The sequence below is a fragment of the Sandarakinorhabdus sp. genome (assembly GCF_041689835.1).
Taxonomy (GTDB): domain Bacteria; phylum Pseudomonadota; class Alphaproteobacteria; order Sphingomonadales; family Sphingomonadaceae; genus Sandarakinorhabdus.
This window is the reverse complement of record NZ_JBDNFM010000116.1, coordinates 1-18,524: the sequence shown is the minus strand read 5'-3', so window position 1 is coordinate 18,524 and position 18,524 is coordinate 1. Positions and strand designations below refer to the sequence as shown.

General features: G+C 63.4%; 17 protein-coding genes and 1 pseudogene. 7 read left to right on the top strand and 11 right to left on the bottom strand.

What is annotated here, in order from left to right; translation table 11 throughout:
• From ACESL8_RS06215 to ACESL8_RS06170, 10 genes and pseudogenes are all read right to left on the bottom strand, one after another.
• Window positions 1-520, bottom strand: a pseudogene (locus ACESL8_RS06215) (hypothetical protein); the annotation flags it as partial.
• Between the two features lie 68 nt (window positions 521-588).
• Window positions 589-1,485, bottom strand: coding sequence for an SDR family oxidoreductase (locus tag ACESL8_RS06210; RefSeq protein ID WP_372916923.1), 897 nt, complete (start codon window positions 1,483-1,485; stop codon window positions 589-591).
• A gap of 121 nt (window positions 1,486-1,606) precedes the next feature.
• Window positions 1,607-2,329 (bottom strand): phosphate regulon transcriptional regulator PhoB, encoded by a 723-nt coding sequence (phoB, locus tag ACESL8_RS06205; protein WP_372916921.1) that lies wholly within the window; start codon window positions 2,327-2,329, stop codon window positions 1,607-1,609.
• 23 nt (window positions 2,330-2,352) lie between these two features.
• The gene (gene phoU / locus ACESL8_RS06200; protein ID WP_372916919.1) at window positions 2,353-3,063 is read right to left on the bottom strand and encodes a phosphate signaling complex protein PhoU; all 711 of its coding nucleotides are present in this window, start codon (window positions 3,061-3,063) and stop codon (window positions 2,353-2,355) included.
• A gap of 39 nt (window positions 3,064-3,102) precedes the next feature.
• Entirely contained in the window at window positions 3,103-3,849 is a 747-nt protein-coding gene (gene pstB, locus ACESL8_RS06195; RefSeq protein ID WP_372916917.1) for a phosphate ABC transporter ATP-binding protein PstB, read from the bottom strand.
• A gap of 62 nt (window positions 3,850-3,911) precedes the next feature.
• A complete protein-coding gene (gene pstA / locus ACESL8_RS06190; RefSeq protein WP_372916915.1) occupies window positions 3,912-5,246 on the bottom strand; it encodes a phosphate ABC transporter permease PstA in 1,335 nt (444 codons plus the stop codon).
• Window positions 5,246-6,640: a phosphate ABC transporter permease subunit PstC gene (pstC, locus tag ACESL8_RS06185; protein ID WP_372916913.1), complete on the bottom strand. Its 1,395-nt coding sequence runs from the start codon at window positions 6,638-6,640 to the stop codon at window positions 5,246-5,248. Before pstC ends, pstA begins: the two co-directional genes overlap by 1 nt.
• Entirely contained in the window at window positions 6,640-7,704 is a 1,065-nt protein-coding gene (locus ACESL8_RS06180; RefSeq protein ID WP_372916911.1) for a substrate-binding domain-containing protein, read from the bottom strand. Before ACESL8_RS06180 ends, pstC begins: the two co-directional genes overlap by 1 nt.
• Before the next feature lie 123 nt (window positions 7,705-7,827).
• Window positions 7,828-8,982 (bottom strand): sensor histidine kinase, encoded by a 1,155-nt coding sequence (locus ACESL8_RS06175; protein ID WP_372916909.1) that lies wholly within the window; start codon window positions 8,980-8,982, stop codon window positions 7,828-7,830.
• Entirely contained in the window at window positions 8,979-9,659 is a 681-nt protein-coding gene (locus ACESL8_RS06170) for an HAD hydrolase-like protein (protein WP_372916907.1), read from the bottom strand. Before ACESL8_RS06170 ends, ACESL8_RS06175 begins: the two co-directional genes overlap by 4 nt.
• Window positions 9,660-9,780: 121 nt before the next feature.
• Between ACESL8_RS06170 and glmU the strand changes: the two genes are divergently transcribed.
• Window positions 9,781-11,133: a bifunctional UDP-N-acetylglucosamine diphosphorylase/glucosamine-1-phosphate N-acetyltransferase GlmU gene (gene glmU / locus ACESL8_RS06165; RefSeq protein WP_372916905.1), complete on the top strand. Its 1,353-nt coding sequence runs from the start codon at window positions 9,781-9,783 to the stop codon at window positions 11,131-11,133.
• A gap of 2 nt (window positions 11,134-11,135) precedes the next feature.
• The gene (glmS, locus tag ACESL8_RS06160; protein WP_372916903.1) at window positions 11,136-12,971 is read left to right on the top strand and encodes a glutamine--fructose-6-phosphate transaminase (isomerizing); all 1,836 of its coding nucleotides are present in this window, start codon (window positions 11,136-11,138) and stop codon (window positions 12,969-12,971) included.
• Window positions 12,972-13,029: 58 nt separating this feature from the next.
• Here the strand turns inward: glmS and msrA are convergent, their stop codons facing one another.
• Window positions 13,030-13,566: a peptide-methionine (S)-S-oxide reductase MsrA gene (gene msrA, locus ACESL8_RS06155; RefSeq protein ID WP_372916901.1), complete on the bottom strand. Its 537-nt coding sequence runs from the start codon at window positions 13,564-13,566 to the stop codon at window positions 13,030-13,032.
• 172 nt (window positions 13,567-13,738) lie between these two features.
• Between msrA and ACESL8_RS06150 the strand changes: the two genes are divergently transcribed.
• From ACESL8_RS06150 to glnA, 5 genes are all read left to right on the top strand, one after another.
• Window positions 13,739-14,488, top strand: coding sequence for an autoinducer binding domain-containing protein (locus ACESL8_RS06150; protein ID WP_372916899.1), 750 nt, complete (start codon window positions 13,739-13,741; stop codon window positions 14,486-14,488).
• 58 nt (window positions 14,489-14,546) lie between these two features.
• Window positions 14,547-16,199: a spinster family MFS transporter gene (locus ACESL8_RS06145; protein ID WP_372916897.1), complete on the top strand. Its 1,653-nt coding sequence runs from the start codon at window positions 14,547-14,549 to the stop codon at window positions 16,197-16,199.
• A gap of 11 nt (window positions 16,200-16,210) precedes the next feature.
• Window positions 16,211-16,981, top strand: coding sequence for an SDR family oxidoreductase (locus ACESL8_RS06140; protein ID WP_372916895.1), 771 nt, complete (start codon window positions 16,211-16,213; stop codon window positions 16,979-16,981).
• A 153-nt stretch (window positions 16,982-17,134) separates the two neighbouring features.
• On the top strand, window positions 17,135-17,473 hold the full coding sequence (locus ACESL8_RS06135; protein WP_372916891.1) for a P-II family nitrogen regulator: 339 nt from the start codon (window positions 17,135-17,137) through the stop codon (window positions 17,471-17,473).
• Window positions 17,474-17,511: 38 nt separating this feature from the next.
• On the top strand, window positions 17,512-18,524 hold a 1,013-nt coding region (gene glnA / locus ACESL8_RS06130), incomplete at its 3' end, for a type I glutamate--ammonia ligase (RefSeq protein WP_372916889.1).

Below are 18,524 nucleotides of genomic sequence, written 5' to 3'. Positions count from 1 at the left end.
TGAGGATCACAAAGGCCGTGAGATCGACACCGACCAAGCCGAAGGCCGGACCGAGGATGCCGCCTGCCGATCCGACCACAGCCAGCGAAGCCGATGCGGCGCCGGCGGCAATGGTGATCGGCACGCGGAAACGCCACCAGTGGGCCGCCGCCGCGCCGACGCCAAGCAGGCTGCCGGCCACCAATGCCGCAGGGCCGACGCCGCTGCCGGCAAGGGATGCCGCGCCGGATATAACGATCATGGTCGCCGCCAGCACCGCGCCGACAAAGCTGAGCAGCAACAGGATGCTGGGCAGCGCCATGCGCCGCGTTCGGGTGAAATATTCAGCGAGAAACCAGCTGAGCGCGGCAATGGCCAGCGCTGCGGCCAGCTGCGAGACCAGGCTGGAGATGCCGGCCACCGCCACTAGAAGCAAGGCGATGGCGATGGCGGCGAAGATGTCGTTGAAACCGGTCAGCAGCCGGAACTGCTCCTCATCCGCGCCAGCCGTGCCGCGCCGCAGGTCGCCCGTGAACAGCACCAGCCGTTCACGGGTGGCCGCATCGAGGATTCCGGCGGCGACCGCCGCATCAAGATCGCGTTCTTCGATCAGGGGCGCCCACCCAAAGCCATCTGGGCCTGCGCGCCGCCGTTGTCGGGCGCCAGTTCACCGGTGCGGTCGCTGATTTCAGCAAATCGCGCCGCAACCGTTTCGGCAGTCATTTCGTCGGCCGAAAGGTGGATGCCGCGGGTCAGCGTGACATAGGCGCGCTCGATGCCGCCGCCGCCAGCGTTGAGGATCACGTTGGTTGGCGCTTCTTCACACACCAGATAGACCGAGGCCGGCACCACGGTTTCCGGGCCCATTTTTTCCAGCAGAGCCGGCGGCATCAGATCTTCGGTCATGCGGGTGGCAGCCAGCGGCGCGATGGTGTTGACGTGGACGTTGTATTTCGCGCCTTCCAGCGCCAGCGTCTTCATCAGGCCAACCAGCGCCAATTTCGCGGCACCATAATTGGCCTGACCAAAATTGCCGTACAGCCCGGTGGACGACGTGGTCATCAGGATGCGGCCATAGCCCTGTTCGCGCATCAGTTCCCATACCGCCTTGGTGCAATTCACGCTGCCAATCAGATGCACGTCGATGACGGTGCGGAAATCATCCAGCGTCATCTTCACAAAGGTCTTGTCGCGCAGGATGCCGGCGTTGTTGATCAGGATGTCGACGCGTCCCCAACGTTCTTTCACGTTAGCCACCATTTTTTCCACCGCCGCCATGTCGGTGACGCTGGCGCCATTGGCCATGGCTTCGCCGCCGAGCGCGGTGATTTCGTCGACCACGGCCTGCGCTGCCGAAAGCGAGGCACCCGACCCGTCGCGGGCGCCGCCCAGATCGTTCACCACAACCTTGGCACCGCGCCGCGCCAGATCAAGCGCATAGGCCCGGCCAAGACCGCCGCCGGCCCCGGTGACAATGGCTACGCGCCCTTCGAAGCTGATGGTCATGAAATGCCTTACCTGTGAAACGATGGAATCACGTTTGCAGCCCGCCGTTTAAACAAGCTGGCCAGAGCTGCAAAGTAATTCCGGCAAAGTGACCCAAAGGCAAAGCGCCAGAAGGGACCGATCAGGCCGCGGCTTGCGCCGGTGCCGGGGTGGCATCCAGCGAATAGCCAGCCGAACGGACAGTGCGGATCAGGTCAGGCAACTCCTCGCCAGTCGGCCCAGCATTGACGGCCTTGCGCAATCGGCGAATGTGCACATCCACCGTGCGCTGCTCGACATAGACATCCCGGCCCCACACGGCATCCAGCAGTTGTTCGCGGCTGAACACGCGGCCGGGATGCTCGAGGAAATGGCGCAGCAGGCGGAATTCGGTGGGGCCGAGCTGCACGGTGCGAGCGTCGCGAGTGACGCGGTGGGCCGTGGTATCCATGGCAATGCCGGCAAATTCCAGGGCCCCGCCTTGCAAGGCGGGGCGCAGGCGGCGCAGCACGGCGCGGATGCGGGCGATGAGCTCGCGCGGGGAAAACGGCTTGGTCATGTAATCGTCGGCACCGGTTTCGAGGCCGCGAATACGGTCGGCTTCGTCGCCGCGCGCAGTGAGCATGACGATCGGCAGATTGGCCGTGGCCGGCGCCCGGCGCAGCCGGCGGCAGACTTCGATGCCCGACAGGTTGGCGATCATCCAGTCGAGGATGACGAGATCGGGCTTTTCCTCCTCGGCCAGCGTCAGCGCTTCCTCGCCGTCGCCGGTGCGCACAACGTCAAAGCCTTCCTTTTCAAGATTATAGGTTACCAGCTCGATCAGGCTGGCATCGTCTTCGACAAGCAAGATCTTGGCGCGCATCGGTCAGTCTCCTGAAACCGGGTTCATTCCGGGCTGTAAACACTTGAGGTGTCATCACTTTTGGGCCGCTCCGCCGGGCGCTGGCCAGTGGCGGTGAAATAGACCATCTCGGCCACCGAGGTCGCGTGATCGCCGATCCGTTCCAGATTTTTCGCGACGAACAGCAAGTGCGTGGACGGCGTGATGTAATGCGGATTTTCCATCATGAACGTTAGCAGCGAGCGGAACAGCGAGTTGTAATATTCGTCCACCTGCTGGTCGCGCTGCAGGATGGCGAGCGCTTTTTCGGCATCACGGTCGACGAATGCATCCAGCGTGTCGCGGATGATTTCCACCACCACACGAGCCATTTCCGGGATGATCACCGCCGGCGCCACCGGCTGCGACTGCGCCACCACCGGTGCGCGCTTGGCGATATTCTTGGCATAATCACCGATGCGTTCCATCACGCTGGCGATTTTCAGCGCCGACACGATTTCGCGCAAATCGCCGGCCAGCGGCGCGCGCAGGGCGATGATGCGCACGGCCAACGCCTCCGCCTCGGCCTCCAGCGCGTCGAGCAGCTTGTCGTTCTCCACAATCGCCTTAGCAGCGTCGGAGTTGCGATTGACCAGCGCATCCACGGCTTCGGCAATCTGCGTTTCGCACAGGCCGCCCATGCGGGTGATAACCGCGCGCAGCTGGGCAATATCGTCGTCAAAGCTTTTGACGGTGTGGGCGGCGAATTCTGCCATGGGGCTTGCCTTTCAACGGCGGCGATGTGGGGCGGCGGATCAGCCGTATCGACCTGTGATGTAATCCTTGGTGCGAGTCGCTTTGGGATTGGTGAAGATCGCCGACGTGTCATCATACTCCACCAGCGCACCAAGATGGAAAAAAGCGGTTTTCTGGCTGACGCGCGCCGCCTGCTGCATGTTGTGGGTGACGATCACGATGGCATAGCGGCCGCGCAGTTCGTCGATCAGTTCTTCGATGCGTGCCGTGGCGATCGGATCGAGCGCCGAGCACGGCTCGTCCATCAGGATGACTTCGGGATCGACAGCGATGGCGCGCGCGATGCACAGGCGCTGCTGCTGCCCGCCCGACATGGCGGCGCCGCTTTCGGCGAGCCGATCCTTGACCTCGTCCCATAGGCCGGCGCGCTTGAGGGCGCTTTCCACGATCCCGTCCATATCGGCCTTCGAGCGGGCCAGGCCATGCAAGCGCGGGCCATAGGCGACATTTTCATAGATCGACTTGGGAAACGGATTGGGTTTCTGAAACACCATGCCAACCCGCGCGCGCAACTGCACCACGTCCATGGCGCTGGCATAAACATCCTGGCCATCAAGTTCGATGCGGCCTTCGACGCGGGCGCCGTCCACGGTGTCGTTCATGCGGTTGAGGCAGCGCAGGAAGGTGGACTTGCCGCACCCAGACGGGCCGATGAACGCCGTCACATGTTCGGCGGACACGTCGATGGAAACATCCTTGATGGCCTGTTTCTGGCCATAGAAGACGTTCACATCACGCGCCGTCATCTTCGGCGGGGCCCCAAGGGCAGCGTTGTGGCCAATTGCCGGATTTGGGGCAGGATTCTGGTTCACCAGCGCCTCTCGAAACGGTTGCGAAGATAGATGGCCACGCTGTTCATGGCGATCAGGATCACCATCAAAACCATGATGGCGGCCGAGGTTTTTTCGACAAAGCCGCGCTGCACGTCGTCTGACCACAGGAATACCTGCATCGGCAGCACTGTGGCCGGCGACGTGAAGCCCTGCGGCACATCGGTGACAAAGGCACGCATGCCGATCAGCAGCAGCGGCGCGGTTTCACCCAGAGCGCGGCCAACACCGATGATGGTGCCGGTCATGATGCCGGGCAGCGCTAGCGGCAGCACATGGTGGAACACCACCTGGATGGGCGAGGCGCCAATGGCCAACGCTGCATCACGGATCGACGGCGGCACCGCCTTGATGGCGACGCGCGCGGCAATCACGATCACCGGCATGGTCATCAATGCCAGCGTGATGCCGCCCACCAGCGGCGCAGATCGCGGCATCCCGGCGAAATTGAGGAAGAAGGCCAAACCCAGCAGGCCGAAGATGATCGACGGCACTGCGGCCAGATTGTTGATCGATAGCTCGATGATGTCGGCCAGCCAGCCCTTGGGCGCAAATTCCTCCAGCCAAACGGCCGAAAACACCCCCAATGGAAAGGCAATGGCAATGGTAACAGCCAGAGTGAGCAGCGAGCCCAGCGCCGCGCCGCCGATGCCGGCCAATTCCGGCTCGGTCGAATCGGCGCCAAAAAGGAAGGTGGTATTCAAACCGGTGCGCAGCCGGCCTTCACGGGCCAGCCAGCGCCAATCCGACACTTCCCGATCGGACACGCCGCGGCTTTCGGCGGGGGCGGTCATATCATATTTACCCTTGGCCAACAGATCGATCGACGATCGCACCGGCACCCACAAGATGGTGCGCTGGCCCAAAAGCGCAGGATCATCCATCAGCACCGCGCGCAATTCCATCCAAGCGGCATCGGACAGCGTGTCATCTGCAGGGCCGAGTTGTGCGGCGGCCTTGAGCAGCAGTGCCTGGTAATCAGCGCGGGCCAGCACGGCCTGGCCTTGCGGACCGGCCCCCTTGGAACCAGACACGGCGGCAGGGTCCACACCCAGCGTGGCGGCATCGAACTGCACCTCGATGCGAGCTTCGCTGCGCTGAAAACCAGTCGAGCCGTCACGCACGATGGTAAACAGCAGAAAGGCCAGGAAGCTGGCCGCGATCATCAGGGCGGCGGCGCCAGCGACGCGGAAATTGCGTTCGGCGCGGTAGCGCGCGGCGATGCGCGCCGCCATGGCAGGCGTTGTCCAGTCGGTAGGCTGGCGTTCGGCGATAGGCGTGCCGGATGCGGGGGTGGCAGCAAGCGTCGCCATCACTCGTAGGCCTCGCGGTAGCGCTTCACAACGGCAAGCGCATAGATGTTGAGGATCAGCGTCATCACGAACAGCACAAGGCCCAGCGCAAAAGCGGAAAGCGTCTTGGCGCTGTCGAATTCCTGATCGCCGGTGAGCAGCGCGACGATCTGGGTGGTGACGGTGGTGACGCTGCTGAACGGATTGGCGGTCAGATTGGCGGCAAGGCCGGCTGCCATCACCACGATCATGGTTTCGCCGATAGCGCGGCTCACGGCCAGCAGCACTCCGCCCATGATGCCGGGCAGCGCCGCGGGCACCATCACCTTCTTCACGGTTTCCGACGGCGTGGCGCCCATCGCCAGACTGCCATCGCGCATGGCACTCGGCACGGCGGCCAGCGCGTCATCGGCCATCGAGGAAACGAACGGAATGATCATAACCCCCATCACCAGGCCGGCCGCAAGCGCACTGTCAGACGACGCGTTGGTCATCCCCAGTGACACGGCAAAACTGCGCACCAGCGGCGCGATGGTGAGCGCAGCGAAAAAGCCATAAACCACGGTTGGCACCCCGGCGAGCAGCTCGAGGATCGGTTTGAGCCAGCGGCGCAGGCGCGGATCGGCATATTGTGTGAGATAGATGGCCGACATCAGGCCAAGTGGGATGGCCACCGCCATGGCGATGATGGCACCGATGAAAATGGTTCCCCAGAACAGCGGCACCGCGCCGAAGGCTCCGGTTGAGCCGACCTGATCGGCACGGATCGCCGTTTGCGGGCTCCAGTGCAAGCCAGTGAGGAATTCCACCGGGGAAACGAGCTGGAAGAAACGGATCGATTCGAAGATCAACGACAGCACGATGCCGAACGTGGCGAGGATGGCCACCACCGAAGCCAGCAGCAGCAGCGCGCGCACCTGGGTTTCCACCCGATTGCGGGCGCGGAAATCCGGGCGCAGCCGCGACCAGCCCCACAGGCCGCCCATCGAGAGCAGCGCGACAGCCAACGCGCCGGCCAGCATGTCGCCGTTTGACCGAGCGGCAGCATAAACCGGAGCCAGACGCGGGGCGAGCGGGTTGAAGGCCTGCGGTAGATCACCGTTCACCAGGCCGCGAACCTCGTTCATAAGGGCTTCGCTGTCGTTGCCGGAAGCCGGGCGCTGCGCGCCAGCAAGGCTGCCCAGAACCTGGCCTTCGATCAGGGTTTCACTCACAAAGCCCCAGGCCGCCAGCACGACCAGCGCCGGCGCCAGCGCCAGCACCGCGACATAGGCACCGTGGTAGACGGGGCGCGAATGCACCGCACCGATGCGGCCGCCGGCTACGGTGACCATGCGGTTACCGCGGGCGCGGCCTGCCAGATAGGCAAGGCCAGCGAGGCCCAGCACCAGCGCCAAGGCGATCAGCAGCCGCATTACAGCGAGCCCTCGTCCATTAGCGTCAGGCTGCGGGCGGTGGCTTCACCGGCGCGGCGGATGGCGTCGGGCGCGGCGACCAGCCCTTTGCGCGCAAGATAGCCCTCGCGGCCCCAGGTCGATTCGCGCGCATATTCGGCCAGAAATTCGCGCATGCCGCGCACGGCTGGCACGTGCTGCGCCTTCACATACACATACAGCGGCCGCGACGCCGGAAACTTGCCGCTGGCGATATTTTCGTAGGTGGCCTTGACGCCGCCGAGCGGCACGTCCTTCACCCGGTCGCTATTCTCTTCCATGAAGGAAAAGCCGAACACGCCCAGCGCCTGCGGGTTGGCCGCGACCTTCTGCACGATCAGATTGTCGTTCTCGCCGCCTTCGACATAGGCGCCGTCTTCGCGCACCCTTTCGCAGATCTGCTTGTGGGCGGTATCGTCGCTTTTCTTGAGGGCCTGCATCGCTGGTTCGGTGTTGCAACCCTTGAGCATGTAAAGCTCGTTGAAGCTGTCGCGCGTGCCGCTGGTGGGCGGCGGGCCGATCACCTCGATTCGGATATCGGGCAGCGCCGGGTTGACCTGCCGCCAGGTGCGGGCAGTGTTGGCGCCCTTGCCGAAAGGGTTGGCGGCCAGCGCCAGATAAACATCACGCTCGGTGAGCGAGGGAAAATCGGCGCCCCGGGCCTGCGCGATGACAAGGCCATCAATCCCCACCTGCAATTCGATAAGGCCCTTCACGCCATGCCTGGCGCAATCTTCGACTTCGCTTTTCTTGATGCGGCGCGAGGCGTTGGCGGCATCGGGAAATTGCGCCCCCAACCCCGCGCACATCAGCTTGATGCCGCCGCCGGTGCCGGTCGATTCAACGATCGGGGCCGGAAACTCGGTCCACTTGCGCTTGAATTGTTCGGCAACCGCGGTGGTGAAGGGATAGACGGTGGACGAGCCAACAATACGGATTTGGGTGCGACTGCCGCTCGAACACGCGCCAAGCAGCCCGGCAGCCAAAGTGGCAGCCAAACCGAGCCTCAGAGCGGCGCGAGCGCGAATTGACTGCGACAAATTCATCCTCTTGAGTTCCCGGACGGGCGATTCGCCGCGCCGCCTCTTGCCCATGTGACACGGCACATAAAGACGTCGGATGTGGGCCTTATGACGTTTTTATGACCTATTTGTTACGCCGCTTACCGGTCAAGCGATCGGCAGCGAGAAGGAAACCCGCGTGCCCTCGCCCAGCCGGCTATCGATCTCCAGCCGGCCACGGTGGCGTTCGACGATGTGTTTGACGATGGCCAGCCCCAGCCCGGTGCCGCCCAGCGTGCGGCTGCGTTGCGCATCGACACGGTAAAAGCGCTCGGTCAAGCGCGGCAGATGTTCGGGCGCGATGCCGTCGCCTTCATCGGCCACGGTCACCTTCACGCTGCCGCCCAGCGATGTGACAACGCTGGCAAGGCTGACGCGAATTGGGGTGCCGGTGCGGCCATATTTCAAGGCGTTAGAAATAAGATTGTACAGCACCTGCAGCACCTGATCGTGATCCGCGATGACGTGCGGCAGCACTGCTGGCTCGTCGATCAGCAAGGCACGCTGGTCGGTCTCCAACCGCATGGCCAGCGTGCTGCCTACTTCAGCCACTAAACCTTTCAAATCAAGCGGTTGGGTTGGACGCACGAACTTGTCCAGCTCGATGCGCGACAGGCTCATCAGATCGTCGATCAAGCGGCGCATGCGATCGGCTTCAGTGGCCATGATGGTGAGGAAACGCTGGCGCGCCGGCTCATCCTCGGCGGCCGGCCCCAGCAGCGTTTCGATGAAGCCGGTGAGTGTGGCCAGCGGCGTGCGCAGCTCGTGACTGGCGTTGGCCACGAAATCGACGCGCATCCGTTCCGTAACCTTCGCCTGCGTCACATCATCGAGAAGCACCAGGCAGCGGGAATTGTCGCCGTCGCCAACCACCCGCAGCCTGAAACTGCGATTGCCGGTGCCCAAGCCCGACACTTCACGTTCCTCGGCGGCCTCGCCGGCCAACACGGCTTCTACTGCATACAGCAAGGCCGGGTGGCGCACCGTCAATCGCAGATCGCTGCCGATGATGCGATTGCCGAACAGCGCCCGGGCGGCGGCATTTGCGGCCTCCACCAGCTGCCCGCGGGTGAGCAGCGCCGCATCATTCAGGCTTTCGATGTCGATTCGGTCGGCGGCGGGCGGCGGCGGTGGCGGCGGCGGTGGCGGGAAATTGGCCAGCGGCGGCGGGGCGGCGGCATTTGGCGCGCTTATCCGGCCGAGCACGAATCCCAGCAGCAAGACAGCCAGTCCCGCCAGCACCAGTTCCACGGCCGAGATCATCCGGCCAAGCTCCGCCCAAGATCCCTGAGTGCCGGCAGCAGCGCATCATAATGATCGATCACCACATCGCCGCCCAATTCGTGCGCCGGCCGATCGGTGTAGCCGAAGATGACCAGTACGATCGGCAGGCAGGCATTGCGGGCGGCGCCGACATCGGTGGCGGAATCGCCGACGAACGCCGCGCTGTCCGCTTGGCCGCCGGCTGCGGCCAGCGTGGCATGCACATGGCCGGCATCGGGCTTGGGCCGGGCAACACTGGTCTGGCCGACAACGGCGGCAAAGCGGCCCTGCCAGCCCAGCGCCTCCACCAACGCCAACGCCAGGTGAGTTGGCTTGTTGGTGCAGATCGACAGCAGGCACCCATGCGCCGCCAGTTCATCCAGCGCGGCCGCGGCCCCGTCGAACGGGCGCGAGGCATTGGTGATATTGGCGGCGTAATGATCAAGGAAATCGGGAAAATGTTGTTCCACCAGATGCGGAGCCGGATCGCCGGTTGCCGCCAGCCCACGAGCAATCAGCGCGCGCGCACCGTGACCAACCAGATGGCGTACAGCGTCAACCGGCAACGGCGAACGCCCACACAAGGCCAGCACATGGTTCATCGCCGCCGCCAGATCGGGCGCGGTATCAACGAGCGTGCCGTCGAGATCGAACAGGATGGATTTGGGCAAATTCACGAGCAAAAGGCCATGCACCTGGTTTGTTGCAGCTGTACGACAGGGGTTGCGCCGGGCGGCGGCACTTTTCAACCCCCAACGCTTTTCAACCCAAACCGGTTGTGGCAGGGCTGCGACGGTGATGAACCCTGTACCCTTTGCCGCCATCATCCTTGCAGCCGGCATGGGCACGCGCATGAAATCGGCCCGCCACAAGGTGCTGCACGCCATCGCCGGCAAGCCGATGCTGCGCCACCTCACCGACAGTCTGGCAACGTTGAGCCCGGCGCGCACCGTTGTGGTGGTCGGCGCGCTCAAAGAACAGGTCGAAGCCGAAGTTTTGGGCCACTTCAGCCTTGGGCCGGATGTGGTCGTGCAGCAGCCGCAGCTCGGCACCGGCCACGCCGTGCTGCAGGCCGCGCCGCCGCTCGCTGGTTTTGAGGGTAAAATTCTGGTGTTGTACGGTGATGCGCCGTTGGTGACGGCCGCCACGATGCAGCGCTTGCTTGATGCGCTGGCCGATGATGTGGCGGTGGCGGTGCTGGGTTTCCGTCCCGAACACCCCGGCGCCTATGGCCGCATCATCGCGCAAGACGGGGCCATCGCCAAAATGGTCGAATTCAAGGATGCCTCCGCGCAGGAACGCGCCGAAACCTTGTGCAATTCGGGGCTGATGGCAGTGCGCGCCGCGGATCTGTTTGCGCTGCTCGCCCGCGTCACCAACAACAATGCGGCGGGCGAATATTATCTGCCCGATGTGGTTGGCCTGGCGCTTGCCGATGGCCGCGCCTGCGCGGTGATCGAAACGGCGGCTGATGAAGTGGCCGGCGCCAACAGCCGCGCCGAGCTGGCCGAGCTGGAAGCGATTTTCCAGCGCCGCCGCCGCACCGAATTGATGGCCGCGGGCGTATCGATGCAGTCGCCTGAAACCGTTTTTTTCGCCGCCGACACGCAAATCGCCGCCGATGTGGAGATCGAGCCGTTCGTGGTGTTCGGCCCCGGCGTGAAAGTGGCCAGCAATGTCCGCATCCGCGCCCACAGCCATATCGAAGGCGCGCACATCGGCGAAGGCTGCGAGATCGGCCCGTTTGCGCGTCTTCGCCCCGGCACTGTGCTGGGCGCGAATGCCAAGATCGGCAATTTCGTCGAAACCAAAAAGGCGGTCCTGGGCGACGGCGCCAAAGCCAATCACCTCAGCTATCTGGGCGACGTGACCGTGGGAGCCAAGGCCAATATCGGCGCCGGCACCATCACCTGCAATTATGATGGCTTCTTCAAATATCAGACCATCATCGGCGTCGGCGCCTTCATCGGATCCAACAGCGCGCTGGTGGCGCCGGTGACCATCGGCGACGGTGCCATTATCGCCGCTGGCAGCACCATCACCCGCAATGTGGCCAGTGATGCGCTGGCACTGGTGCGGCCGGCGCAAACGGAAAAAGCTGGCTGGGCGGCGCGGTTTCGCAGCGCTCAACTGGTGAAGAAGGGCAAGTAGCAATGTGCGGCATCATCGGCATCGTTTCGGGCGAAGCGGTGGCAGACCGGCTGGTCGATGGCCTGCGCCGGCTTGAATATCGCGGCTATGACAGCGCCGGCATTGCGACCATTCATGCCAATGGCTCAGAACTTGTCATGGATCGCCGCCGCGCACCGGGCAAACTGGTCAATCTGGCCCGCGAACTGGCGCTTGATCCGCTGGCCGGCAGCATCGGCATCGCCCACACCCGCTGGGCCACCCACGGCGCGCCCACGCGGGACAATGCCCACCCGCACGCCACCGAAAATGTCTGCCTGGTTCACAACGGCATCATCGAGAATTTCAAGCCGTTGCGCGCCGAAGTGCTGGCCAGGGGCCGCACGCTGTCGAGCGACACCGACACCGAAGTCGTCGCCCACCTGCTCGAACTGGCGCTGGCGGGCGGTGCCTCCCCTGATGCGGCGGTGGCGGCCACACTCAAGCGGCTGCACGGCGCCTTCAGCTTTGCCATATTGTTCCGCAATCATCCCGGCGTCATCTATGGCGCGCGGCGCGGATCGCCGCTGGTGGTGGGACGCGGTGACGGCGAGATGTTCCTTGGCTCCGACGCGCTCGGCCTGGCGCCGTTCACCAATCGCATCGCCTATCTCGAAGAAGGCGACTGGGTGCGGCTGACGACGGACAGCGTCGCCATGTTCGATGCCGCAGACCAGCCGGTGGAACGCGCCTTCATCACCTCGTCGGCCAGCGCAGCGGTGATCGAGAAGGGCAACCACCGCCATTATATGGAAAAGGAAATCCACGAACAGCCGATTGTGGTGGCGCAGACGTTGGGGGCGTATCTCGATCCACTCGCCGAAACCGTCGCCCTGCCCGGCCTGCCGTTCGATCTGGCCGATGTGAAGCGCGTGCAAATCGTCGCCTGCGGCACCGCGCTGCTGGCGGGCCATGTCGCGAGCTATTGGCTGGAGCAACTGGCACGCGTGCCGGTGAGCATCGAAAACGCATCGGAATATCGCTATCGCGACCCGGTGTACGAGCAAGGCGGGCTGTGCCTGTTCATCAGCCAGTCCGGCGAGACGGCGGACACGCTGGCGGCGCTGCGTCATGCGCTGGCGGGTGGGCAGATGGTGGCGGCCGTCGTCAACGTCGCCACCTCGACGATGGCGCGCGAGACGCAGCTGCTGCTGCCCACCCACGCCGGGCCGGAAGTGGGCGTGGCTTCCACCAAGGCGTTCACCTGCCAGCTGGCGGTGCTGGCGGCGTTCGCCATCGCGCTGGGCAAGGCCAAGGGCCGGGTGAATGCGGCGGAGGAGGCCCGACTGGTTCACCTGCTGACCGAAGTGCCGGCGGCAATGAATGCCGCCCTGAAAACCGAGGACGCGATTGCCGCGCTTGCCCCCAATCTGGCGAAGGCGCGTGACATATTGTATATCGGGCGCGGGCCGGATTATCCGATGGCGCTGGAAGGCGCGCTGAAGCTGAAGGAAATCAGCTATATCCATGCCGAAGGCTATGCGGCGGGCGAACTCAAGCACGGCCCGATCGCGCTGATCGATGAGCATGTGCCGGTGATCGTCATTGCGCCGACTGGCCCGCGTTTTGAAAAGACAGTTTCAAACATGCAGGAAGTCATGGCGCGCGGCGGCCAGGTAGTGCTGCTCAGTGACGCGCAAGGCGTGGCCGCCCACGGCCAGGGCACCGCAGCGAGCATCACCCTGCCCACTGTCGATCCGTTCATCAGCCCGCTGGTCAGCGCCATTCCGGTGCAGTTGCTGGCCTATCACGTCGCCCTGGCCAAGGGCACGGATGTCGATCAGCCGCGCAACCTCGCCAAATCGGTGACGGTGGAGTGAGGGATTTCACGTGAATTTGAACATTTCACGGTTTGCAAAATAACGACTGCCAACAGCCTTATCGGCCTTTCAGCCGCGCGGCATAACCCTTGCGGAACTTGGCCAGCTTTGGCGCCACCACGGCGGCGCAATAGCCGTTGCTGGCGCCGTTTTTTTCGAAATAGCGCTGGTGATAGGCTTCGGCCGGCCACCATGGGGCGTCTGGTTCGATGCTGGTGACAATGGGATTGTCCCAACTGGCTTGATTGCGAGCAATCGCGGCTTCGGCCTCGCCGGCCTGGACGCCGTTTTGCGGGAAGATTGCCGAACGATACTGGGTGCCGGTATCGCCGCCCTGGCGATTGAGCGTGGTCGGATCATGGGTGTGGAAAAAGATATCGAGCAGATCGCCATAGCTGATAACGTCCGTATCGTAGGCGATACGGACAGCCTCTGCATGGCCGGTATTGCCACCGCACACCTGTTCATAGGTGGGATTGGCAACACTGCTGCCGATATAGCCAGATTGGACTGAATCGATGCCTTGCAGTTCGTTGAAAACTGCTTCTGTGCACCAGAAGCAGCCGCCGGCAATAATTGCGATATCGTGCGTCATACACCCCTCGTAACCAAATTGTAACATTATAACGATACCACAGAATGTGGTCGCCATGTGGCGTTCAAAATAGGCTCGGCTGAGGGGCGGAGCAAGAGGGCTGGTCGCGGGCGTGGCGTCGCAGCGGACTGCACAGGGGGCAGCTTTGGATTTCCGAAACGTTCAGACGTTCGTGCGCGCCGTACGAACGTCGCCATCACTGACCGACATTGGCCTGGTGCTGAAGGATGCCACGCGCAGCTTCAAATTCGATCATTTCGCCATGGCCCAGCGCATCAACACGCCCAGCCGTATCGGCGCGGTGCGGCTCAGCGATTTTCCCGATCAATGGGTGGAAAATCTGGTGCCCAGCGGCCGGGTTGTCGACGATCCGGTGCTGCTGGCCTGCGAACGCAGCGTGACGCCGTTTGCCTGGAATAACCTGGACGCCATCCTGCCAATGACCGCTCGGCACAAGGCCTACATGACTCAGGCGCGCGCCGCTGGATTGGCCGATGGCTATACCGTGCCGATCCATGTGCCTGGCCAAGCATCGGGGCTGGTCAGCTTTGTGATGGCACAAGGGCGCGAGTTGCCAACGGAATCGCTGCCGGCGGCGCAGTATCTGGCGTGCTTCGCGTTTGAAGCAGCGCGGCGGCTGAAGCTGCCCATGGCGGGCGATGATCCCTCCGAAAGCCCCAGGCTGACCCAGCGCCAGCTTGATTGCCTGGTGCTGGCGGCGCGCGGCAAATCCAATTGGGTGGTGGGCCAGTTGCTTGGCCTGTCCGGCGGAACGGTGCACAAATATCTGGAAGCCGCCAAAACGCGTTACGGCGTGGCCACCCGCACCGAATTGGTGGTGCGCGCGCTGTTTGATGGCCAGTTGTCGTTTGCTGATGTGATGGGGGCCAATGTACCCGGTGACAGCCGCCGGGACGGCTGATAAGCCCTTGGCCAAAGGGGCCTGCAGAAGCCCCGCAGCCTCGGGGTGAGCACAGCGAATGGTCGACAGCGATACCGGCAACAACGCCGAAGCCGCAAAACCAGTTCCGCCCGTTGGCGGGCCGCCAGTTCCGCCCGTTGGCGGGCCATACGCCTGGTATGTACTGGCGCTGCTGGTGCTGGTTTATGTGATGAATTTCATCGATCGGCAGATCCTGTCGATCCTGGCCGAAGACATCAAACGCGACCTCGGGCTCAGCGATTCCGAATTGGGCTTTCTGTATGGCACCGCCTTTGCGGTGTTTTATGCGCTGTTCGGGGTGCCGATCGGGCGGCTTGCCGATAATTGGGTCCGCACCCGGCTGCTGGCGTTGGGCCTGACCTTGTGGTCGGGGATGACGGCGCTTTCGGGCCTGGCCGGCAGCTTCAACCAATTGTCGCTGGCACGCATCGGCGTGGGTGTGGGTGAGGCCACCGCTGGCCCTTCAGCCTATTCGATGATTTCCGATTGGTTTCCCAAGGAGCGGCGCGCGACCGCGCTTTCGATTTATGCTGCCGGGCTGTATCTGGGCGGCGGTGTTTCGTTGCTGATCGGCGCGGTGGTGGTGAAGGGCTGGAACACCGCCTATCCCGGCGGCGGGCCGCTGGGGCTGGTCGGTTGGCAGGCCGCGTTCATGGCGGTGGGCCTGCCGGGGCTGCTGCTGGCGCTGTGGGTGGCCACCCTGATCGAGCCGATCCGCGGCCGCGCCGATGGCCTGCCGCCGCCGGCGCCGATGCCGGGCAAGGCAATCTTTCGCAATTTTCTGGCCGATCTGGCCAGCGTCATCCCGCCGCTCACGCTGGTCAACATGGCGCTGCTGGGCCGCCGCGCGCTGCTGGAAAATGTCGCGGCGTTGGCGCTGGTGGTCGGGCTGGTGGCGGCGCTGGTGCATTTCACCGGCGAAGTGCCGCAATTCGTTGCGGTCGGCACCGGGCTGTATGCGGTGATCAGCTGGGCGCAATCGATCAAGCGGCGCGACAAGCCGACCTATGAGATGATCTGGGGCACGCCGGCCTTTGTGCTGACCATCCTGGGTTTTGGCAGCATCAGTTTTGTCGGCTATTCGGTAGGCTTCTGGGCAGCGCCCTATGCCTTGCGCACCTTTGTTGAGCCGATGGTCGCCAGCGGCGCGCCGGTGCCGTGGTATGGAACGCGCGAAGCGGTGGCCTTCATTCTGGGCGGCGGCGGCGCGCTGGGCGGCTTTGTTGGCACCATCATGGGCGGCTTGCTGGGTGATTGGGCGAAAAAACGCCACCCATCGGGCCGCATCATGATCGGCAGCCTGGCTACGTTGGTGCCGGCACCGTTCATCTGGATGCAGTATACCACCAGCGATATTGCCATCTTCTTCCTGTGCTTTGCGCCGACCACCATCTTCGGGTCGATGTATGTGGGCGTGGCAGCGGCCACCACACAGGATCTGGTGATGCCCCGCATGCGCGGCGCTGCCACGGCCACGTTCTTCATCGGCACAACCTTGTTTGGCCTCGGGCTGGGGCCGTGGTTCACCGGCTTTGTTTCAAAACTCAGCGGCAATCTGGGCACCGGCGTGCTGGCGCTGCTGTTGATGGCGCCGTTCACGGTGGTCAGCCTGTATTTTGTCTACCGCTGGCTGCCCGCCGCCGAAGCCACCCGTCTTGATCGTGCCCGCGCCGCGGGCGAAGCCATTTGAAAGGCCCTGCCATGAAGATCGAACACCTGTTCAGCGTTGCCGGCAAGGTTGCCGTGGTCACCGGCGGCAGCCGCGGCATCGGCGAGATGATTGCCCGCGCGCTGGTGGATAACGGCGCCCGCGTGATCATCACCAGCCGCAAGATCAGCGATTGCGAAGCGCTGGCCGCCCAGCTTGGCCCGGCCTGCACCGCGATCCCCGCCGATCTGTCGCAGATGGCGGAGATCGAACGTTTCGCCGCTGCGGTGGCCGCCGTCACCCCGCATGTCGATATCCTGTTCAACAACGCCGGCGCGTCGTGGGGCGCGAGCTTTGACGAATTTCCCGAAAGCGGCTGGGACAAGGTAATGGACATCAACCTCAAGTCGGTGTTTTTCCTGACCCAGAAACTGGCACCGCTGCTGGAAGCCGGCGCCGGCCCCGGCAAACTGGCCAAGGTGATCAACATCGGTTCGATCGACGGCCAGCACGTATCGGATCTGGAAACCTACAGCTATGCCGCGTCCAAGGCCGGCGTGCTGCACATGACCCGGATGATGGCCAAGTTTTTGGCCAAACGGCACATCGCGGTGAACGCCATCGCGCCGGGATTTTTCCCGTCAAAGATGACGGCAGCCATCGCCGAAGAATTCCGTGACGCCTTCAAGGCCGCCACGCCGATGCAGCGTTGGGGCACCCCCGACGACATGGCCGGAGTGGCGCTGTTTCTGTCCAGCCGGGCGAGCGATTTCCTGTGTGGCAGCGTCGTCACCGTTGATGGCGGCTATGCCACCACTGTTTGAAGTGGGCCTGGAAATCGCCGGTATATGGGGGAAATACCGGTGGCGCCGCCATTTCAAAAAGCGCAATGAAAACCGGTCGGGCCAAAACCGGCTGGGCCTATGGCTGCCGCCATGTGGCCGTGCTGGCCATGCCATCGCAGGCGAGGGTGGATTGTGAAAAAGGTCGAAGCCGTCATCAAGCCATTCAAGCTGGATGAAGTGAAGGAAGCGCTGCACGAAGTTGGTGTTTCCGGGATTACCGTGACCGAAGCCAAGGGCTTTGGCCGTCAGAAGGGCCATACCGAACTGTATCGCGGTGCTGAATATGTGGTGGATTTCCTCCCCAAGGTGAAACTTGAGATTGTCGTGGACGATGATCAGGTCGAACGGGTGGTAGAGGCCATCACCAACGCGGCACGTACCGGGCGTATCGGCGACGGCAAGATTTTCGTTTCCACCATCGAAATGGCCGTGCGCATCCGCACCGGCGAACGCGACAGCGACGCGATCTGAATTTTTGCAACAATCACGAAACAACGAGGGACGAACCGATGACCACGGCGGCTGATATTCTTGCAATGATCAAGGAGAAGGAGATCGAGTGGGTCGATCTGCGCTTCACCGATCCAAAGGGCAAGTGGCAGCACCTGACCATGGTGTCGAGCGTGATCGACGAGGACATGCTCAACGATGGTTTCATGTTCGACGGTTCGTCGATCGCCGGCTGGAAAGCGATCAACGAAAGCGACATGATCCTGATGCCGGACATGGACGCGACCTACATCGATCCGTTTTCGGCCACGCCGATGCTGATCCTAGTATGTGACATCGTCGAGCCGTCCACGGGCCAGCTTTATGGCCGCGATCCGCGGTCGACCGCCAAGCGCGGCGAAGCCTATCTCAAGGCCAGCGGCATCGGTGACACTGTTTATGTCGGCCCCGAAGCCGAATTTTTCGTTTTCGACGATGTGCGTTTTGGCCTTGGCTACAACGAAGGCTTCTTCCACCTCGACGATATCGAACTGCCGACCAATTCCGGCCGATCGTACGAAGGCGGCAACATGGGCCACCGACCGCGCGCCAAGGGCGGGTATTTCCCGTGCGCGCCGGTTGATTCCGCCGTCGATCTGCGCGGCGAAATGGTCGCCACCATGCTGGAAATGGGCCTGCCCTGCGACAAGCATCACCACGAAGTCGCCAGCGCCCAGCACGAACTGGGCCTGACTTACGGCAAGCTGGTCGAAACGGCTGACCGCATGCAGGTGTACAAATATGTCGTGCACCAGGTTGCGCATGCCTACGGCAAGACCGCGACGTTCATGCCCAAGCCGATCAAGGACGACAACGGCAGCGGCATGCACACCCACCTGAGCATCTGGAACGGCAAGACGCCGCTGTTTGCCGGCGATCAATATGCCGGCCTGTCGGAAATGGCGCTGTTCTTCATCGGCGGCATCATCAAGCACGCCAAGGCCTGCAACGCCTTCACCAACCCCGGCACCAACAGCTACAAGCGGCTGGTTCCAGGTTTTGAAGCGCCGGTGCTGCTGGCCTATTCCAGCCG

Coding starts and splice junctions, on each gene's coding strand:
- ACESL8_RS06210 (WP_372916923.1), bottom strand. CDS start 1,485: ATGACCATCAGCTTCGAAGGGCGCGTAGCCATTGTCACCGGGGCCGGC.
- phoB (WP_372916921.1), bottom strand. CDS start 2,329: ATGCGCGCCAAGATCTTGCTTGTCGAAGACGATGCCAGCCTGATCGAG.
- phoU (WP_372916919.1), bottom strand. CDS start 3,063: ATGGCAGAATTCGCCGCCCACACCGTCAAAAGCTTTGACGACGATATT.
- pstB (WP_372916917.1), bottom strand. CDS start 3,849: ATGACGGCGCGTGATGTGAACGTCTTCTATGGCCAGAAACAGGCCATC.
- pstA (WP_372916915.1), bottom strand. CDS start 5,246: ATGGCGACGCTTGCTGCCACCCCCGCATCCGGCACGCCTATCGCCGAA.
- pstC (WP_372916913.1), bottom strand. CDS start 6,640: ATGCGGCTGCTGATCGCCTTGGCGCTGGTGCTGGGCCTCGCTGGCCTT.
- ACESL8_RS06180 (WP_372916911.1), bottom strand. CDS start 7,704: ATGAATTTGTCGCAGTCAATTCGCGCTCGCGCCGCTCTGAGGCTCGGT.
- ACESL8_RS06175 (WP_372916909.1), bottom strand. CDS start 8,982: ATGATCTCGGCCGTGGAACTGGTGCTGGCGGGACTGGCTGTCTTGCTG.
- glmU (WP_372916905.1), top strand. CDS start 9,781: ATGAACCCTGTACCCTTTGCCGCCATCATCCTTGCAGCCGGCATGGGC.
- glmS (WP_372916903.1), top strand. CDS start 11,136: ATGTGCGGCATCATCGGCATCGTTTCGGGCGAAGCGGTGGCAGACCGG.
- msrA (WP_372916901.1), bottom strand. CDS start 13,566: ATGACGCACGATATCGCAATTATTGCCGGCGGCTGCTTCTGGTGCACA.
- ACESL8_RS06145 (WP_372916897.1), top strand. CDS start 14,547: ATGGTCGACAGCGATACCGGCAACAACGCCGAAGCCGCAAAACCAGTT.
- ACESL8_RS06140 (WP_372916895.1), top strand. CDS start 16,211: ATGAAGATCGAACACCTGTTCAGCGTTGCCGGCAAGGTTGCCGTGGTC.